This is a genomic window from Candidatus Soleaferrea massiliensis AP7 (assembly GCF_000820765.1).
In the GTDB taxonomy this organism is placed as follows: domain Bacteria; phylum Bacillota; class Clostridia; order Oscillospirales; family Ruminococcaceae; genus Soleaferrea; species Soleaferrea massiliensis.
The window spans coordinates 23709-42018 of the sequence record NZ_CCYH01000040.1 but is presented as its reverse complement, the minus strand read 5'-3'; the positions used below and the strand labels follow the sequence as shown (position 1 = coordinate 42018).

At 52.8% G+C, this 18310-nt stretch carries 12 protein-coding genes; 7 read left to right on the top strand and 5 right to left on the bottom strand.

Going from position 1 to position 18310, the window contains the following annotated elements; all coding sequences use genetic code 11:
* The first annotated feature begins 639 nt into the window (after positions 1–639).
* The 5 genes from BN348_RS10555 (at position 640) to BN348_RS10535 (ending at position 8487) form a co-directional block, all read left to right on the top strand.
* Complete coding sequence (locus BN348_RS10555) at positions 640–2265, top strand: response regulator (protein WP_040197940.1); 1626 nt, start codon at positions 640–642, stop codon at positions 2263–2265.
* A gap of 26 nt (positions 2266–2291) precedes the next feature.
* Positions 2292–4043, top strand: a complete 1752-nt coding sequence (locus tag BN348_RS10550) for a sensor histidine kinase (protein WP_197068338.1) — start codon at positions 2292–2294, stop codon at positions 4041–4043.
* A 150-nt stretch (positions 4044–4193) separates the two neighbouring features.
* Positions 4194–5225, top strand: a complete 1032-nt coding sequence (locus tag BN348_RS10545) for a galactose ABC transporter substrate-binding protein (protein WP_040197938.1) — start codon at positions 4194–4196, stop codon at positions 5223–5225.
* 674 nt (positions 5226–5899) lie between these two features.
* On the top strand, positions 5900–7648 hold the full coding sequence (locus BN348_RS10540; RefSeq protein WP_156136500.1) for a cohesin domain-containing protein: 1749 nt from the start codon (positions 5900–5902) through the stop codon (positions 7646–7648).
* A gap of 98 nt (positions 7649–7746) precedes the next feature.
* Positions 7747–8487 carry a hypothetical protein gene (locus BN348_RS10535; RefSeq protein ID WP_040197936.1) on the top strand — a complete coding sequence of 247 codons (741 nt, stop codon included), beginning with the start codon at positions 7747–7749 and terminating at the stop codon, positions 8485–8487.
* Between the two features lie 517 nt (positions 8488–9004).
* On the opposite strand, the gene BN348_RS10530 is transcribed toward BN348_RS10535, so the two are convergent.
* The 5 genes from BN348_RS10530 to BN348_RS10510 form a co-directional block, all read right to left on the bottom strand.
* Positions 9005–9388: a thioesterase family protein gene (locus BN348_RS10530; protein ID WP_040197935.1), complete on the bottom strand. Its 384-nt coding sequence runs from the start codon at positions 9386–9388 to the stop codon at positions 9005–9007.
* A 2-nt stretch (positions 9389–9390) separates the two neighbouring features.
* A complete protein-coding gene (locus BN348_RS10525) occupies positions 9391–11895 on the bottom strand; it encodes an ATP-dependent Clp protease ATP-binding subunit (protein WP_040197933.1) in 2505 nt (834 codons plus the stop codon).
* Positions 11896–12698: 803 nt separating this feature from the next.
* Positions 12699–13265 (bottom strand): hypothetical protein, encoded by a 567-nt coding sequence (locus tag BN348_RS10520; protein ID WP_040197932.1) that lies wholly within the window; start codon positions 13263–13265, stop codon positions 12699–12701.
* A 54-nt stretch (positions 13266–13319) separates the two neighbouring features.
* Positions 13320–13565, bottom strand: coding sequence for a TIGR03905 family TSCPD domain-containing protein (locus tag BN348_RS10515; protein WP_040197931.1), 246 nt, complete (start codon positions 13563–13565; stop codon positions 13320–13322).
* Between the two features lie 2 nt (positions 13566–13567).
* Entirely contained in the window at positions 13568–14440 is an 873-nt protein-coding gene (locus BN348_RS10510; RefSeq protein ID WP_040197929.1) for a PHP domain-containing protein, read from the bottom strand.
* A gap of 347 nt (positions 14441–14787) precedes the next feature.
* Here BN348_RS10510 and BN348_RS10505 point away from each other — a divergent pair, with 347 nt between their 5' ends.
* Both BN348_RS10505 and BN348_RS13320 read left to right on the top strand, forming a co-directional pair.
* Positions 14788–15378, top strand: a complete 591-nt coding sequence (locus tag BN348_RS10505) for a rubrerythrin family protein (RefSeq protein WP_040197927.1) — start codon at positions 14788–14790, stop codon at positions 15376–15378.
* Positions 15379–16601: 1223 nt separating this feature from the next.
* Entirely contained in the window at positions 16602–18203 is a 1602-nt protein-coding gene (locus BN348_RS13320) for a peptide ABC transporter substrate-binding protein (RefSeq protein ID WP_052446888.1), read from the top strand.
* Positions 18204–18310 lie beyond the last annotated feature (107 nt).

Genomic DNA, 18310 nt, shown 5'->3' with positions numbered 1-18310 from the left:
AAAAGGCCATGAATGTATGACATTCATGGCCTTTTTGCACAGAGATTTATGTGAAATAAACCATTAACTCAGTTTTCAACATAAAGCACAGGAGTTTTAGTATTTTGATCCAGGAAAGCTGTTTCCCGTACTTTATCGCTCTTTGACGTTGCGATGCTTTCCAATGCGTTATAAATTGCATTGGTTCTGTAGCGGAAAAATGGATGCGATTAAAGTTAACTATATTATAAGCAGACGCAGATGCGCAGAAAGCATCTGCGTCTGCTTATATTTTTATCAGTATCAGGTGAACCCAGAGCGATACGCTACAGTCTATCTGCTGCCGTTCAAGAACGGGATACCCGAATAACGCATAACAGAAAAAACGATACAGGCACAAACCAAAGCCGATTTTCAATATATGGAAAATTCTTCTATATCATAGCGCAATATTTAACCAAATCGTGCAAAGAGATGTAAAGATGGATGTACTTTTATTTGAAATATTTCTGTCATGATTCTATGAAAGATGGTCAATATGTGTTATAATGAAAGAAACAAAACTGTGGAATTTCCTCGATTCATGGAGAAAAAGATATGCGTTTGATAGGGATAAAAATGATATTATAGAATCAGTTTAAAACGGGTATGGTGAAAACAATGTACAGTGTAGTTTTGGTAGACGATCAGGAAGAAGTCAGGGAAAGAATTAAAAAAACCGTCAACTGGGAAGAGGTCCAGTTTCAGGTGACCGGGGAAGCGGCCAATGGACTTGACGCTCTGGAGGTCATTGAGAAGACCGATCCGGATGCGGTCATCATGGATATCAGCATGCCGTTTATGAACGGGCTGGAACTTGCCAAGCTTGTCGGGGAGAAGTTTCCGACGACCAAATCTGTAATCCTGACCGGTTTTGATGAGTTCGAATTCGCACAGAAGGCTATCCGGTACGGCGTTGCCGATTATCTGTTAAAGCCACTGTCCGCCGAAGATATCACGGCATTATTTGAAAAGCTGAAAGGCATGCTGGACCAGGAACGGGCGCGCATGGAGGACATCGAGTCGCTTGAAAAGTATTACAAAGAGAGCTTTCCGGTGCTCAAAGCGCAGTTCTTGTCCTCTGTGATCAGCAGCGCCATGGACCGTGAAACGATCGAGCATCAGGCGCAGGTGTACGGCATCCGGCTGGCGGGGGATTACACGCTTGTTTCGGTGATTAAGATCGATTATCTGTCCTGTGATGAACATTCCCCATTCAATCACCGCAACGATTTCGACAAGAACCTGATGCGTTTTGCAGTGATGAACATTGTGCAGGAGATCGTTGAAAAACACAAGCTCGGCTTATCATTTCTGCACAATGAGTACATCGTGACCATCTGTATGCCGCAGGCCCAGTCCTCACAGCAGGCATTCGAAATGGTCAGCAACGCTTTTTCAGAGGTCAGCCGCAACATTGAAAAATATCTGATGTTTTCAATTACTGTCGGTGTCGGAAATCTCTGCGAGGACTGCTCGCAGCTTAAAAATTCCTACGAATATGCGCTGAAGGCGCTGGATTACCGGGCGGTTATGAACGACAACAAGGTGATCCTGATTGACGACGTTGAGCCGAAGCATCCCCGAAAGGTGTCGGTCGAGCCGGAATTTGAGAAGAAGCTGATCTCCTGCATCAAATTCGGTTCGGTCCAGGAGATCGACGAGCTTCTCGACGCCATGTTCCGAAATGTCGTGATTGCCTCCTATAAGGAATATCAGATCTATCTGCTGGAGATGCTGACCTGCATCCTGCGCATCTCCAAGGATGTCGGCATCGAGACGATGGACCTGCTCAGCGGGGATTTCAATGCCTTTCAGGAAATCCTGACGCTCAACAATCTGGACAGGGTCAAGCGCTGGTTCCACGATGTCTGTGTCAGCATCATTCAGGAGATCTCCACCGAACGGGAGAACAACAACAACAATATTATCTATTCGGCGATCGAATACATCGAAAAGAACTACGGCGACAACACGCTTTCCGTCAATAAGATCTGTGAAATCCTGCATGTCAGCCCCAACTATTTCAGCACCCTGTTTAAAAAGAAGATGGGTGTGAGCTTTTCCAATTACCTGTCCAGCAAGCGGCTGGAGATTGCCAAGGAGCTGCTCAGGACCACCAATTTAAAGGCGTTTCAGATATCCGATGCAATCGGATATTCGGAATCAAATTATTTCAGCCACAGCTTTAAAAAGACCTTTGGCGTTTCCCCAACAGAATACCGCAGTTCATTTAGTAAGGCATAATAACAATCGGAATGGGAGTCATTTTTGTGCGTAAGGATAAGTTGTTATCAAGGGATAAGCGGACAAGCATCCGTTTTTTGATCATGATCTCCATGACTTTGACGGCTTTCATCGCAATTCTGGTGATCGGCGTCACCACCTTGACAAGATATTCTAAAAGTGCGGAGGACAGTGCGACCTTTTATATCAAGCAGATCATCGGACAGGTCAATATGAATGTCGGCACCTATCTGCAGAGCATGATGGACATCTCCAACTATATCGCCGACATCTGCTATGAAAATGACGTGAGCGAATCGGTTATCCGCAGCCAGATGGAGGTGCTGCTCAAATCCAGGACGGATATCGTCTCGATCGTACTGTTTGACCGCATGGGCAACCAGGTTGCGGGTGTGCCGTTCTCATCGCTGCCCCCGTATACGGTCGTTTCATATGAGGAATGGTTTAAAAAGCCGCAGCAGCAGCCGGAGAACACCTACTTTTCATCCCCGCATGTACAGCAGATTTACAGCCAGCGCGGTGAAACCGTCATCTCGGTCAGCCGCAGCATTCAGTATAAAAAGGACGACAGGCTGGAAACCGGCGTCCTGCTTGTGGACCTCAACTTCAACACCATCGATCAGCTTTGCCAGCAGACAAAGCTGGGCGAGGACGGCTATATCTACTTCATCGACGCCAACAACGATGTGGTGTACCATCCGTTCCAGAAGGAAATCGATTCGGGAGATTTCAAAGAGAATGTAAGCTCGGTCCGGGATCAGATTTACGGCAGCTTTTTTGAGTATCTGGACGGTGAGCGGAGGTTTGTCTACATTGAAACGGTCAGCTATTCACGCTGGCGGATTGTCGGCGTCTCCGGCATGAATGAAATAGCCGATTACACCACACAGATGATCAGCTTCTTTATCATCACGCTGCTGGCCGGGCTTCTTGTAATCATCTTCGCATCGTCGCTGATCTCCAAAAAGATCGCCGATCCGATCCGTGAGATTGAGGAGACGATGCAGCTGGTGGAGAATGGAAACTTTGATTTAAGCCTGGATGTGGACGGCTGTTATGAGGCGCAGAAGCTGGCCGACACCTTCAACACCATGATCCTCAAAATCAAGGACCTGATGGATCAGATCATCCACGAACAGCGCGAAAAGCGCAAGAGCGAGTTCAGCGCGCTGCAGGCGCAGATCAATCCGCATTTCCTTTACAACACGCTGGATTCCATCATCTGGATGGCGGAAAACGGCAACCACAGCGAGGTCATCACCATGACCACCTCGCTGGCGCGCTTCTTCAGAATCAGTTTGTCCAAGGGCAAGAACATCATCCCGGTCCGGGATGAGATTGAGCATGCCAAGAACTATCTGGTGATTCAGAAGATCCGCTACAAAAACAAGTTCGAATACTCCTTTGACGTCAGCGAGGAGGTTTACCAGTACTATACGCTGAAGCTGCTGCTGCAGCCGATCATTGAAAATGCGCTGTACCACGGCATCGAATACATGGTGGATCCCGGCTTGATCCGTGTCACGGTGCGCGTCGAGAACGACAGGCTTCTGTACATGATCGAGGACAACGGCGTGGGTATGGATGCGGATACCGCAAAGAACCTGCTGACCCTTAACAAAAAATCCGAAGCGCGTTCGGGCGTCGGCGTCAAGAATGTCAATGAGCGCATCCAGCTGTTTTATGGAAGCGAATACGGTCTGGAAGTGGAAAGCGAACTGGAAGAGGGTACGACCGTAAAAATATGGCTGCCATTGATCGACAGTCCGAATGAATGACGTGTTATTGTAAAAGTGCGTAGAAATTTGCTAATAAATCGTAGAATATTGAATTGCTATTGAACGGTATACATGATACACTTTTATCAGGGATCGAATTCGATGGAAAGGAAGTTTTATGATGTGAATAGCACGTTAAGGAATCATATCATGGTGATCTTGCTGTGTATTTGTTTGATCCTGCCGCAGACCGGATGCGCGAATGTTTCTGCGGGAGGCGACGAAAAAATTTCAGTAGGTGTAGTTGTCTACAGCTTTGATGATACATTTATGGAAGAGGTTCGCAGTGCGATAAAGAACACCGCAGATAAAGAAAATGTGAGGGTCGAAATCTGGGACAGCCAGGGCAGCCAGAACAAACAGAATGAACAGATCGACCAGTTTATCAAACAGGGCGTGGATGTTCTGGCCATCAACCCCGTCGACCGCACCGCAGCCGGTGTGATCATTGAAAAAGCAAAGCAGGAAAACATTCCGATCGTGTTCTTCAACCGGGAACCGATTGCGCAGGACCTGCAGAAGTGGGACAAGCTCTACTATGTGGGCGCGCAGGCATCCATGTCCGGTATGATTGCCGGACAGATTCTGGCGGAATACTGGAAGGAACATCCCGAGATGGACAAGAACTCCGACGGCAAAATGCAGTATGTCATGATCAAGGGAGAGCCGGGCCACCAGGATGTGGAGCTGCGCAAAAAATACTCAATCAGCTACATAGAACAGCAGGGCATCCAGGTTGACAAGCTGGCGGAGGATTCCGCGATGTGGGACCGGCAGAAGGCGAAGGAACGTATGCTGGCAATCATCTCCACCTACGGCGACCAGATTGAGGCCGTCATTGCGCAGAACGACGACATGGCGATCGGCGCGATCGAAGCGCTCAAGGAACAGGGATATTTTACGAGCGACAGGACCTTTGTCCCGGTTGTTGGCGTAAACGCTACCCTTTCGGCCATCCAGGCAATCAAGGAAGGCGTGCTGCTCGGCACCTCCTACAACGACGCGCAGAGGCAGGGGCAGGCGACGCTGCTGCTGGCCAAGGAGCTTGCGGAGGGAAAGAACCCACAGGAAAGCGGCTTTGAAAAGGAAACCGGATTTTCGATTGATCAGGGCCACTATATCTGGGTCAGGTACATTAAGATTACAAGTGAGAATACCAATGACGCTCTCAGAAATCGTTAGAAAAAAGCTCTCTGAATGGAATTCAGGGAGCTTTTCTTGTGTTTTGAAAACCATCGGCTCTGCCGGTGGAGAAACTCTGTCAGTTTTTGCTGCAAGCGCCGGCCGGCGCGAATGATGACAAAAATGTTTTACGGTAACCAAACGCCTTTGACCGTGATGATCTCGGAAATGCGCGTGACGCATACTTTTTTCAGTGCTTTTAAGAAGTGGGATGATGCCCTTTTAAGGCTGGTGCATACCGATTCCTGGACACGTGTCTTTGAAGAAAACGCTGTGCCTATCTTTCCGGCATGATGTCGGGGTTGTACATACCGCTGCCGGACGTGTCTTTGATGATGTCCATCGTGCCGGCACTGCGTCGGGTTTTTGCATCCCGCATGCTGGGCAATGTCTTTGATGAGATTGCTGTGTCCATCCTGCCGGCATGATGTGGGTCCCGCGCATATCGGCGCAGCAGTACACAGAACGGCCCCTTTTGCATCCCGCAGCAGGGGGTTGTGCCCCCATCTGCCGGTGCAGCCCTCGTGGTTTACGGGATGGATGGCGCAATGAAATTTATAATCATCTCACGCGCTTTTTATACAAGCTTTACCTGAGCATGATAGCTGCTTTATACACAAAACGGTAAAATGGAATTGCAAAGTAATTTGCGATTACAATGAAGAAGGGTGAATATGATGTTCAAAAAAACCACAGCGGCTATTTTAGCGGCAGCAGTACTGTCCAGTGCGTTTGTTACTGGAGCGGCTGCTCAGCAGCAGGACGGAAAGGGCGTATTGGATTTTACCATCGACAGCCCCTATGCCAGTGTCAATTGGAGCACGTTTGGACAGTACAAAGCGGATTTTCACGCGCATTCCAATGAAAGCGACGGTTCTCCGCAGCCAGCCGACACCGTAGAGGAGCATTATAAAAAGGGATTTGACATTCTGGCTTTAACCGACCACAATGTCACAAACACCACCTGGAACCGGAAGGACGATCCGACAGGCAAGGGACGCACCTATCTGACGGACGAGCGTCTGGAGGAAATAACCAATGGGGCCGGCAGAGACGGCCGCGGCATGGTCGCCATTATGAATTCGGACGAGCAGTCGGTGAGCGACCATCTGAACACCTTTTTCACGCCTTTCAACAACGAGGCGGGAGCAACGCTGGAAGGCAACATCGCAAAGACCCAGGAGCTGGGCGGTATTTGCCATATCAATCATCCCGGCCGATATACCGGCGGCAGCAACACCAGCGGAACCACCGGAGAGGATGCCTCGAACAATCCGTCCACAATCCGGAAGTATGTCGAGCTGTTCAACAAGTACAGCGCCTGCGTGGGCATGGAGATCATCAATAAGCTCGACGGGGATTCCTACTCCGATCGAATTCTGTGGGACAACATTTTGAAAGAAACCATGCCGGAGGGCCGCTTCGTTTGGGGCTTCTCCAACGATGACACCCATTCCAACGCCGCGACGGGCCATAGCTACAACATGATGCTTCTCCCGTCCAATACCGCCACCAATGTGCGGGCCTCGATGGAGAACGGCACATTTTACGCAAGCGCGAAGGTAGCCAAAAGGGAAGGCTACACCGTAACCGATATCGCGGCCATCAACGACTATCTGCCGCCCATCATCACCAATATCGCGGTGGATCAGGCCCAAGACACAATCACAATTGAAGGTGAGCGGTATCACACCATCGAATGGATTGCCGACGGCGAGGTCATCGCAACCGGAAACACGATCGACCTCAACGATTATGAGGGAAGGATCAACAGCTATGTCCGCGCCCAGCTGAAGGGCGACGAGGGCATCAGCTTTACACAGCCGTTTGGAATTACCGCCGTGAACGCCGGCAGCGCACGGATTCATACCGACAAGACGCTGGCGGTAGTTGAAAACGCGGACACGGTAACCTGCACGGTGTCCATGGATGGGCTTAACGGCTTGAACTCCATCGACGCGGCGGTGGCCTATGACGCGGATGCGTTCGAGGTCGTACAGGTGAAATCCCTGCTGGACAATACGGTGATTGCGGCAGATAAGAGCACCGAAGGCACCGCGCGGATGGTGATTGGAACGAGTGCCGCCGTCTTCGGCGACACGGATGTGATGCAGGTGGTGCTGAGGCTCAAAGACAAGGCGGCTGCCGGGAACACCAAGCTGACGATTGAACGCATCAACACATCTGCAACCAATGAGGACGGCACCTTCGAGGGACCCATTGCGATAGCCGATGGAGAGGCCGCCATTGAGATCATCTCATACCGCGCGGCTTCGGATATCAACGGGGACGGTTCGGTCACGCTGGCCGACCTGTCCATCGCGCTGAGCAGATATCAGAGCACAGACGCGGCCTGCGATATTGACCGCAGCGGCACTGTGGACACGGCGGACTTCATCATCCTGACCGGGTTTGTTGACTAAGCTATATACACGTCGGACAGCACATGCGGGAATTGGGGCTTGTCAGGATATGATGATCCCCAATTCCCTATATACTTTACTGAGAAAGGATGATCCTTTTGAAAAAGATTGCCTCCATATTTGTCTGCTGCTGTATGGCCTTGGCGCTTACGCTGACGGCGTTCGCAGAAGCATCGGAAGTCAGCCTAGAAAAAAATCATATCGCACTGTCGGACACACAGACCGCTTTTGAAGCGGTGATCGAGATCAAACCGCAGAACGCATATGCCGGAATAGAAATTGGGATAGCCTGCCCAAAGGGCGTTGCCGTAACGGCCTCCTCCGGTTCGTCCGGAAGCATGTCGGCGCCGCCGGTGCTGGCCAACGGCCTGTATTGGACCAGCTTTTTTGAGTCCGGCAACAAGCTTTCGGGTACGATGAAGATCACCCTGCAGCTGTCCTGCCCGCAGACCTTTGAGGCGGGGGACCTTCTTGTTCAGGAGGTCAGGGTTCTCACAAAGGACGGCGCCTCGGTCGTCACGGAAACGCTGAAGCCCTCCTTGAAGGTATATGTTACCCGAACCGGCGCGGACGCTTCTGCCGGTCAGTCCTCCGGGGCTGAAAGCACCGTCTCCGCAGCCAGCCGGCCATCCGCAGGGGATGACAGTGCTTCCGATGCCGGTTCATCCTCCGGGACGGACAGCGCCGTCAAGAACAATCCGAACAATGGAAATCAGAAGATCCCCGCCACCGGTGAGCGCGGCGGCCTGCATCTTGGAGCTGTCCTGCTGTGTATTGCCGGGATCGGCGTCATGGGAACGGCGCTTGTTCTGAAGAAGAAGGCAGATCGATCGTTATAAAGAAAAGCAAACGCGCAGGGGCTTTCCTGTATAGCCCTGCGCGTTTATTTTTGCGGGTGACCATCATGGATGATGATTGACTGTGCGCCCTGTTTCTTCACCGATACCGGAAACAGCTTTCCGGATTTGAAGCGTTGGATGTATGCTCCGTTCGGACGCTGGATAAAGGATTCGGCAAGAAAAGAGAGTTAGCCCCAAGAGTCACCGGAGTGGCATTGGCAGTTACGGTGTGTCTGCTTGCAGGAGTGCCGCTGACTGCGGCACAACGGCCATTCCTGCAGACGCGCCTGGAAGCCTTGAAAAAGGATAAAACACGCGCCGCTGCTTTGACCACCGTGTGCAGGCACGGATGAATATCTCGTTTTTTATCAGCCGCGGTGCCGTGTTTCTGTATAAGAATGTGTTTTACGGCATCGGCACACGGGAAACGGCGTCAGGCTTTATCTTGCCGCATGTATGATACCCTATAAAAAGGCGTCTGGAATACGAATCGCGTATTCCAGACGCCCTTTTTGTCCTATCGCAGCTTTGCCGCTGCTTTTTGGTCAAACCGTTCGCGGCTGACGACCACCCGGGTGTGCGTACCCTCCCCAATAAGCCCCGCTTCATCGAACGCGGCGACATGGAAGGTGATTTTGCGTCCGTCCACCTCGGTGATGATCGCTTCGCAGCGCACCTTCATGCCGGCCGGCGTAGCGGCCGAATGGGATACGCAGATCGAGGTGCCCACCGTGGTCATGCCCTCGTCGAGCGTCTGCGCCGCGCATTTCGACGCGGTGTTTTCCATCAAAGCGATCATCATCGGCGTCGCGAAGACGCTGACATCCCCGCTGCCGACGTTTTTGGCCAGCAGCTTTTCTGTGACGGTCGTTTCCATTTCATAACGATCGGATACCTGCATCTTTATGTTTCCTCCCTTAAGCTGTCTGATTCTTTCTCCAATGAAACCGACGGAATCGGCAGAAAGACAAATTCATCGTTCTGAACGTCGCACTGCACGCGGTCCGAGGCTTTGACCTGGCCGGACAGGATCTGTTCAGCCAGCCGGTCCTCGATTTCCGACTGGATGGCGCGCCGCAGCGGCCTTGCGCCGTATACCGGATCGAATCCGGTTTTCGACACCTTCTCGACGGCGGCGGGCGTGAACGATATCTCGATGCCCAGCTCCCGCACCCGCAGCACGAGCTGGTCGAGGATTTTGCCGGCGATCTCTGCGATGTCCGTTTCAGACAGCCGGTGGAAGACAATGATATCGTCCACGCGGTTCAGAAATTCCGGCTTGAAGGTTTTGCGCAGCTCGTTCATCACGTCGCTTTTGATCGACGCGTCGTCCTGTGCGGACGGTCCGGTCATGAAGCCGAGGTTCTTCTTCTCGGTGATCAGCCGCGCGCCGACGTTCGAGGTCATGATGATGACGGCGTTGCGGAAGCTGACCCGCCGGCCCTGTGAGTCGGTCAGGATGCCGTCCTCCAGCACCTGCAGCATCATGTTGAAGACATCCGGATGCGCCTTTTCGATCTCATCGAACAGCACGACCGAATAGGGCTTGCGGCGGATCTTTTCAGTCAGCTCGCCGCCCTCGTCGAAGCCGACGTATCCCGGGGGAGAACCGACCAGCCGGGAAGCGGCGTATTTCTCCATGAACTCCGACATGTCGAAGCGGATCATCGCGTTTTCATCCCCGAACAGGCTTTCGGCCAGCGCCTTGCACAGCTCGGTCTTGCCGACGCCGGTGGGGCCTAAGAAGATGAACGAACCGATCGGGCGCTTGGGATCCTTGAGCCCGACCCGGCCGCGCCGGATGGCTTTTGCGACCGCCGAAACCGCTTCGGACTGCCCGACGACACGGCGGTGCAGCTCATCCTCCAGCCTCAGCAGCCGCTGGGACTGCTCCATCGAGATCTGCACCACCGGAATGCCGGTGATTCCGGCGACAATCTCCGCGATGTCCTTGGCGGTGACCTCCTCCTGGCCGCGGAAACTGGAATCCTGCCAGTCGGTCTTCTTGTGTTCCAATTCTTCGCGCACCGTCTTTTCGTTGTCGCGGATCTTCGCGGCAAGCTCAAAGTCCTGCGCGTTGATGGCAGCCTCCTTTTCATTGGAGAGCCGTTTTAAATCTTCCTCCAGCTCCTTGAGGTTCGGCGGAGCGGTGTAGACCTTCAGGCGAACCTTGGAGGCCGCCTCGTCGATCAGGTCGATCGCCTTGTCCGGCAGGAACCGGTCCGCGATATAGCGGGAGGACAGGTTGACCGCCGCTTCAATCGCCTCATCGGTGATCTTGATGCGGTGGTGTGCTTCATATTTATCGCGCAGCCCTTTGAGAATGGTCACGGCGTCGGCTTCGTTCGGCTCCTCGACCAGTACGCTCTGGAACCGGCGTTCCAGGGCTGCGTCCTTTTCAATGTATTTGCGGTATTCATCCAGCGTCGTCGCGCCGATCAGCTGCAGGTCGCCGCGCGCAAGCTGCGGCTTCAGGATGTTCGCCGCGTCCACAGCGCCCTCTGCCGCGCCCGCGCCGATGATCGTGTGCAGCTCGTCGATGAACAGGATCACGTTGCCGGCCTCGACGACCTCCTCGAGCGCGGTCTTGATGCGCTCCTCGAACTCGCCGCGGTACTTGGTGCCGGCAACCATGCCGGACAGGTCCATCACGACCACGCGCTTCTCCTTGAGCGTTTCGGGAACCTCGCCCGCCACGATCTTCTGCGCCAGCCCTTCAACGATGGCCGTCTTGCCGACGCCCGGCTCGCCGATCAGGCAGGGGTTGTTCTTGGTGCGCCGCGAGAGGATCTGCACAACCCGCTGGATCTCCTGGTACCGCCCGATGACCGGGTCGAGCCGGTTTTCACGGGCGTACTGGGTTAAATCCTTGCTGAACTTATCGAGTGTCTGGGTCTGCTTGCCGGCGGATTCCGGCTTGGAGGCGGCCTTCTGCGCGCCCTTATACGGCGCCAGCTCACCCAGCTCCGCGCCCATCGATTCCATGAGTTCATAGTAGACGCTGTCGATGACGTTGCCGTACAGGTCCTTTAAAAAGCGGACCGCGTAGCTGTCGGTCTCCTTGAGCAGCGCGATCAGGACGTGCTCGGTGCCGACATAGTTGTGGCCGAGAATCCGCGCTTCCAGAATCGAACGCTCCAGAATGCGCTTGCAGCGCGGCGTGAAGTCGTTGGGCGTCAGGATCGACTTGATGCCCTTGCCGACCGTTTCAACCAGCTTTTTTTCAAGCTCTTCCGCGGTGATGCCGTTTTCGGTCAGGATGTTATAGGCGACGCCGGTGCCCTCTCCCAGCAGTCCGAGCAGCACATGCTCGCTGCCGATATAGGTGTGCCCCAGGCTGGAAGCTTTCAAAATGGCTAGATTGAGTGCATTGTTGGCTTTCTGCGTGAATCCGTTGAATCGGAACATAAGCGTTCTCTTCCTCTCAAGATGAATTGGCAAGGCTGCCGCGTGCGGCATGCTTCCTTAGGAATATGGTCCGTTTTGCCCGGCGATATACCCCGCAAAAAATTTCGCGGGGATGTTGTAACACAATTTCGCCCGATCACATAGTATATCTTGAAAACTTTATTAAGGAGGCAATTCCTTATGTGTTGTAATAATGGTGGTTTCGGTGGCGGTTGTTCCTGGATTATTATCATTCTGCTCCTGCTCTGCTGCTGCGGCGGCAACGGCTTTGGTGGCAATGGCTGCGGCTGCGGCTGCAACAACGGCTGCGGTAACAACGGATGCGGTGGCTGTGGCGGCTGTGGATGCTGCGACTAATACTTAGATGAAATATCTATAGTATCACCACGCACAAAAGGATACCTGAGAAATCAGGTATCCTTTTTTCCTTTTCCTGTCGTCAAACAGCCCTTCCGAAACCCGGCATCCTTTTATATCCGGACCGGGTTTGGATACCTTTCAAACGGGCCTGTATGCAAACAAATCCCTGTTGTCAAAATGGCTGCTGAAAATTTTCGTCCTTGGCGGATGGAAAATATGCCGCGTTCCGGTTCTGCTAAGTCCGCGGCCGCACAGCAAAAAATGTATCTGCGTACGGTGCCGCAGTGGGGAGGACAACCCTGTCTGCCTGCGGATGGACCGCATAAAACATCCTTGCGGTCACCTGTGTGCAGTCTGCGGTGTTCCATTCTGTGAAAACAAATGACTGTCCCGGACTGGGCACATTTTTGTGGGCAGCTGATTAAAACATCTGTTTTACAAATTCAGGACGCGAACTGAAATTTTCCGATGATCCGCTCGGTCGTTGTGATATATTTATCGAACAGCGCGCTTCCGAGCGCTTGATAGCTTTTGACGTCCTCCTGCTCGCAGAGCTTTGCAAAGGTTCTGCCGATGCAGTCCTCAATGTGATCGGTATGGGTGCGCCGGCACAGAATATAGAGTGTGAACGCGCCGGATTCACTGATGTCGTTGTACAACAGCGGCGCGGATTCCTTTAAATGATCATAAAAGCTGTTGAGCGCGGTCTGGGCGGTCAGCGAGTTTGGAAGATATTCCTCCAGGCTGATGTCCACCGCATAGGCGAACAGGATGCGGCGGTGCTTGATCGCAAGCCGGTCCTCGGTGTCGTCGATGCCGAACAGGCTTTCCCCGTCCTCGCGCAGCACCTCTTCGGCCAGCTTGTAGCCGAGGTCATGCGCCTTCGCGATGTTCCCGTTGTTTTTTTCCGTCAAAAATTCATCCGCCTCTTCGTCGCAGTCCAGCTCGACATGCTGTTCGAAATGTCCGGGCGCAATCTTGATGTCGCTGTCGTCTTCATGCATACACATTTTTAACACTTCCTTTGACGGATTTTTGAGCGGAATTCAAACAATCCTGTCGTTTTATTTTTCGGTCTCCTGCAAAGCCAGCGCCAGCTGAGCGGGGCAGGAGGTGTTCTTTGCACCGCAGCGGATGCCGGATAACAGGGAAATCACCTCGTCGGCTCTGCGGCCTCTGCAGAGGGCCGCGACGCCCTGCGCATTTCCGTGGCAGCCGCCGATAAACTGCACGTCCTGAATGATGTGGTCCTCCACATCCAGAATAATCTCCCGGGAACAGACGCCCCTGGGCTTGTAATGATACTGCATGGTTACTCCTTCTGAGGTCCCTCGGCGCGTTTCTCAGCGCCTAAGCTCTCGCTTAATGAAAACAGGCGCTTGATCGAAAGCTCGGTTGTGATGCGTGAGGAGATCGGACAAACCTGAGAGGTGTACGAACCGTGAAAGTCCGACCCGCCGGTTGTGATCAGCCCATACTGCCCGGCGATTTCCCCGATGCGTTCATCGTCGCCGTCGAGGTTGCGCGGATGGTGCTGTTCAACCGCATCGATCAGATGGCCGGCGGCCAGCTCCTCGAGCAGCTCGAAGCTGTCATAGGTGCGCGGGTGCGCGAGACACGCGATGCCCTGCGCCGACCGGATCATGTTGATCACCTGGTAGACGTCGGGGTATTCGACATACTCATAGCAGAGCCCGTTTTTAGAGGAAAACAGCCTGTCATACAATTCGCCGTAGATGGAGGAGGTGTATCCCAGATCCATCAGTGCCTGCATGATGTGCTGCTTGTAGATGCTTTTGCTCGAAGCGCTGTAGCGCAGGATGTGCTCCCTGGTGACCGGAAACAGCCGGACGACCTTGTCAATCATCCGCTGGCCGGCCTGTGTGCGCAGGTTCAGCGTTTTCTGGAAGATGCTCTCCAGACGCATCGGCTTTTTGGGAAGATAGCAGAGCATATGCACCTTTCGATGGCCGCGCCTTGTGTCGACGCAGGAGATCTCCACACCGGGTATGACGCCGATGCCGTACCTTTGTCCCAAAACTGTCGCTCTGGTGACGCCCGCCATCGTGTCGTGGTCGGTGATTGCGACAAAGTCGAGCCCCATGCGCTTGGCATAGAACACAACGTCCTCAATCCCCATGGACCCGTCAGACAACCTCGTGTGGCAGTGTAAATCTCCAATCATCCAATACACATCTCCCTGCTGCCAGCCGTTCGCTATTCATTTTTTGTCTCGTTCTTCTGCTGTCCCATGTTCAGACGGCTTCGCGATACTTTTCATAACCTGTTTTTTATATTATATATTATACAATACAAAGATATGTTGCGCAATACGATTTCTATTAACTTTTTATTGTTTTCAATATTTTACCATATTTTGCTTGGCCTGTCCACCTCTTTTTCCAGGTGTGTAATCTGTCTCATGATGGACGGATAACACGGCTAGATTTTTCCGGTTCGCCGAATATTTTCCTGCGGGGCGTTCATACTAAGGATGTCACTGTCAAATCATGTTATAAAGGAGACTTGCAGATGGATTTTATGAAATCAGAAACCATTATCAATCTGGCAAGAAGCTTTGCCGGAGAATCCCAGGCGCGCACACGTTATGATATGTATGCGATCAAGGCCAAGGAAGAGGGATATGCCTATCTTGCCTATGTCATTTCCCAGCTTGCCGCGAACGAATATGCGCATGCCAAGGTCTTTTTTGACCATATCAATTCCCATGCGCCGCAGATTGTCAACAATCTGTTTATCGATGCGGGATATCCGTACAAGATCCGCGGCACGATGGAGAATATGCAGTTCGCCGCCGAAGGGGAGCACGAGGAAGCAACCGTGATCTATCCGAAGTTCGGCCAGATTGCCGAGCAGGAGGGCCTTAAAGAGATTGCGGTATCCTACAACCTGATCTCCAAGATTGAAGCCCAGCACAATAAAATCTTCACCGAGATTCACGACCAGCTCAAAAACGGCACCGCATACAAGAAGGACCAGCCGGTCCTGTGGAAATGCTCGGTCTGCGGACACGAGCATCTGCTGACCGAACCGTGGCAGAAATGCCCGGTCTGCGGACATCCGATTGGATTTACCGAACTGCAGCTGCAGGAACTGCACTGATGATATGACAAAAACGGCGCGCTGGCGATCCCATGCCGGGATCAACGGCGCGCCGTTTTTGTGTATCCGGGTTTATGAAAATACCGGATACACGCGGTTGTTGTACCGCTGTGGCACAGCGGTTTACTGTGTGCACCAAGTGGCACTTGGCATTGTGGCAGTTACTTCTTTGCCGGCCAAAGAAGTAACCAAGAAAGGCCGTTCAAGGGGGCCATGCAGAGTGCCGCTTAGGGCCAGATGGCCCCCTTGAAAATCCCCTCTGATATCCCGCTATCCTCTTCGGCCGCCTGCGGACGGCGTTTTGTTTCTGGCAAGGTGGTTGGGCATAGCTAGCAGCGGACGCTTCCCCGGTTACAGGTTGTGCTCATAGTACCCCAATACCTTTACTGGTTCGTTGATTGACATCGATTCTTGCAGATTGCATCGGTCACGAATATATCACGTAATCTTCGATTAAGCATCTTACAGAGGATCTACAGGGATTCAACTCTCTTAGACAGGCACATCGGGCAACCACCTTGTTTATTTAAAGCACAAAACGAAACCTTTACCACACAGCACAAAGCTGGTCATACTGCTGATGGATTCGGAATATAGGGCGAGCGGATATACAGACATTACTGTCGACGCTGCGGACGTTGGAACCCAGCGAACGCTGAGTTTCCTTGCCCTAAATATGATGCGGACGGGCAGAGGGGGGTTCCAAAGGGGGAATGACGTCCATTCTCTCTCTACCGAAGCGGCATTCCCCCTTTGGCGGCCTTTCTTGGTTACTTCTTTGGCCGCGCAAAGAAGAACATCCACTTTGCCAAGTGGTACTTGGTGAACAAAAGAAAACCGCTGTGCAGGCGGTGAAGCAAGAACCCCAATCTCAGGAGCATTAGGATATACAAAGGCGGTATATCCTAAATAAAGCTGATGCAGCGTTTTAAATCAGGCTGAACTGCCGCCGTGTTGCTTTCACGGCGGCAGTTATCGGATGTTTATCAAACAGTGCGCGTTGTCCAGTATGACAAGGGTATGCCGCCCGCTTCGCGGCTTTTCGACTGTAACATTAAAAAAATGTAACAAATGTCTGTTTATATTGCAGAAAAAGCCATCTGCATGGTACAATGAGAAACAAAGAAAGCCATGCCATCCCGCATGTTTTCCGATTTTGACGGGTAGAATAGGATGGATGGAATATTTTTCTGAATTTAAGAAGCGAAGTGAGGTTTTTTGCGATGAATGCACGCAAGCTGATAGCCTCCGTTCTTCTGACAGCAATGCTGTTTACGCAGACCTCCTGCGGGAGCTCCAACAGCTCCGGCGGCGAGATCATGCTTTATGATATTGCGGCGGAACCCGCCAATCTTGACCCCCAGCTGGCAAGCGATGAACAGTCCCTGATGGTGGTGGAAAACACCTTCGAGGGACTTTTGCGTGCCGACAGCGACGGACAGTTGGAACCGGGTGTCGCCGAAAGCTATCAGATATCGGAGGATGGTAAAACCTATACCTTTCATCTGCGCACCGATGCGAAATGGTCCAACGGCGATGCGGTGACCGCGCATGACTTTGTCTTTGGATTCCAGCGCATCCTGCAGCCGGATACCCAATGCCCGACTGCCGGGTTCTACATGGCAATCCGCAATGCCTCTGAGGTATACAGCGGATCGCTGCCGCCGGATGATCTCGGCGTTTCCGCGCCGGACGACCATACCTTTGTCGTGGAGCTTACCCATCCGAACCCGATGTTCCTGCAGCTGACCACGGCATCGGCTGCGATGCCCTGCAATGAAAAATTTTTCCTGTCGACCAAGGGCCGCTACGGCCTGGAAGGCGATATGCTGATCTATAACGGCCCGTTTTATCTGCGCGGCTGGGAGCATGACGACTATCTGACACTGCGCAGGAACGAGGAGTACCGGTCGGAATTCCCTGCCACCTGCCGCGGCGTGGACATCTCGATCCAGACTGAGAAAACCGCGACCGACCGCCTTCTGAGCGGGGATACCGATGCGGCGACCGTGGAGAGCGAGGACCTTGAAAAACTGCAGAAGAAGGGCATGAACGTCGATTCATTTGAAGATGCCACCTGGGTTCTGGCGTTTAACCTGAAGGATGAGAACGGGCTGTTTGCCAACCAGAATCTTCGCACGGCGTTCAGCTATTCCATAGACCGGGAGGTATATACACCCCAGCTGACCTCCTACCTGCTTCCGTCGGACGGCATTGTGCCGCCGGCCGTGAAGATTGGGGAGACCTCCTACCGGGAGCTTGCGGCGGAGGACCTGTCCCCTCCGTATGCGCCAAGCGAAGCCAAAACCGCCTTCGCCAAAGGCATGAAGGAGCTGGGGATTGAAAAGCTGCCGAAAATTACGCTGCTTTGCCCGGAGGAAGGGCCGCACCGGTACATCATCGGATATGTGATGCAGCAGTGGCAGGAGAACCTGTCCGCTTACATCAATCTGGAGCCGCTGCCGAACGATGAGCTGGAAAGCCGCCTGCAGAGCGGAAACTTCGAGATGGCCGTTTACCGGATCGACGCGCAGATCAACACGCCGAATGCTCCGCTGAGCTACTTCAGGCAGGGCAATCCGAACAACATTGTCAGCTATCAGTCCTCCGAATATGACAGCCTGCTGGATTCCGCCATCAATCAGGATGACGTCGACGGCGTGGTATCCGCCTATAAGCAGGCGGAAGTTATGCTGATAGGCAATGCGGTCGTTGTCCCGCTGTATTATCAGAACCTGTATTATGTGATGGGAAGCGGCGTAACCGGTGTGCGGTTTACACCGTTTGGAGGAAAGGTATACTTCAAATATGCCAACAAAAGCTGATAGACTTATCGAATGAAAGATAAAAAGGGCTGTCTCAAAAGCCGGACAGCGGTTCCGAAGAAACCGTGCATTGTCCGCAGACCTTTGAGACAGTCCTTTCCTGAGAG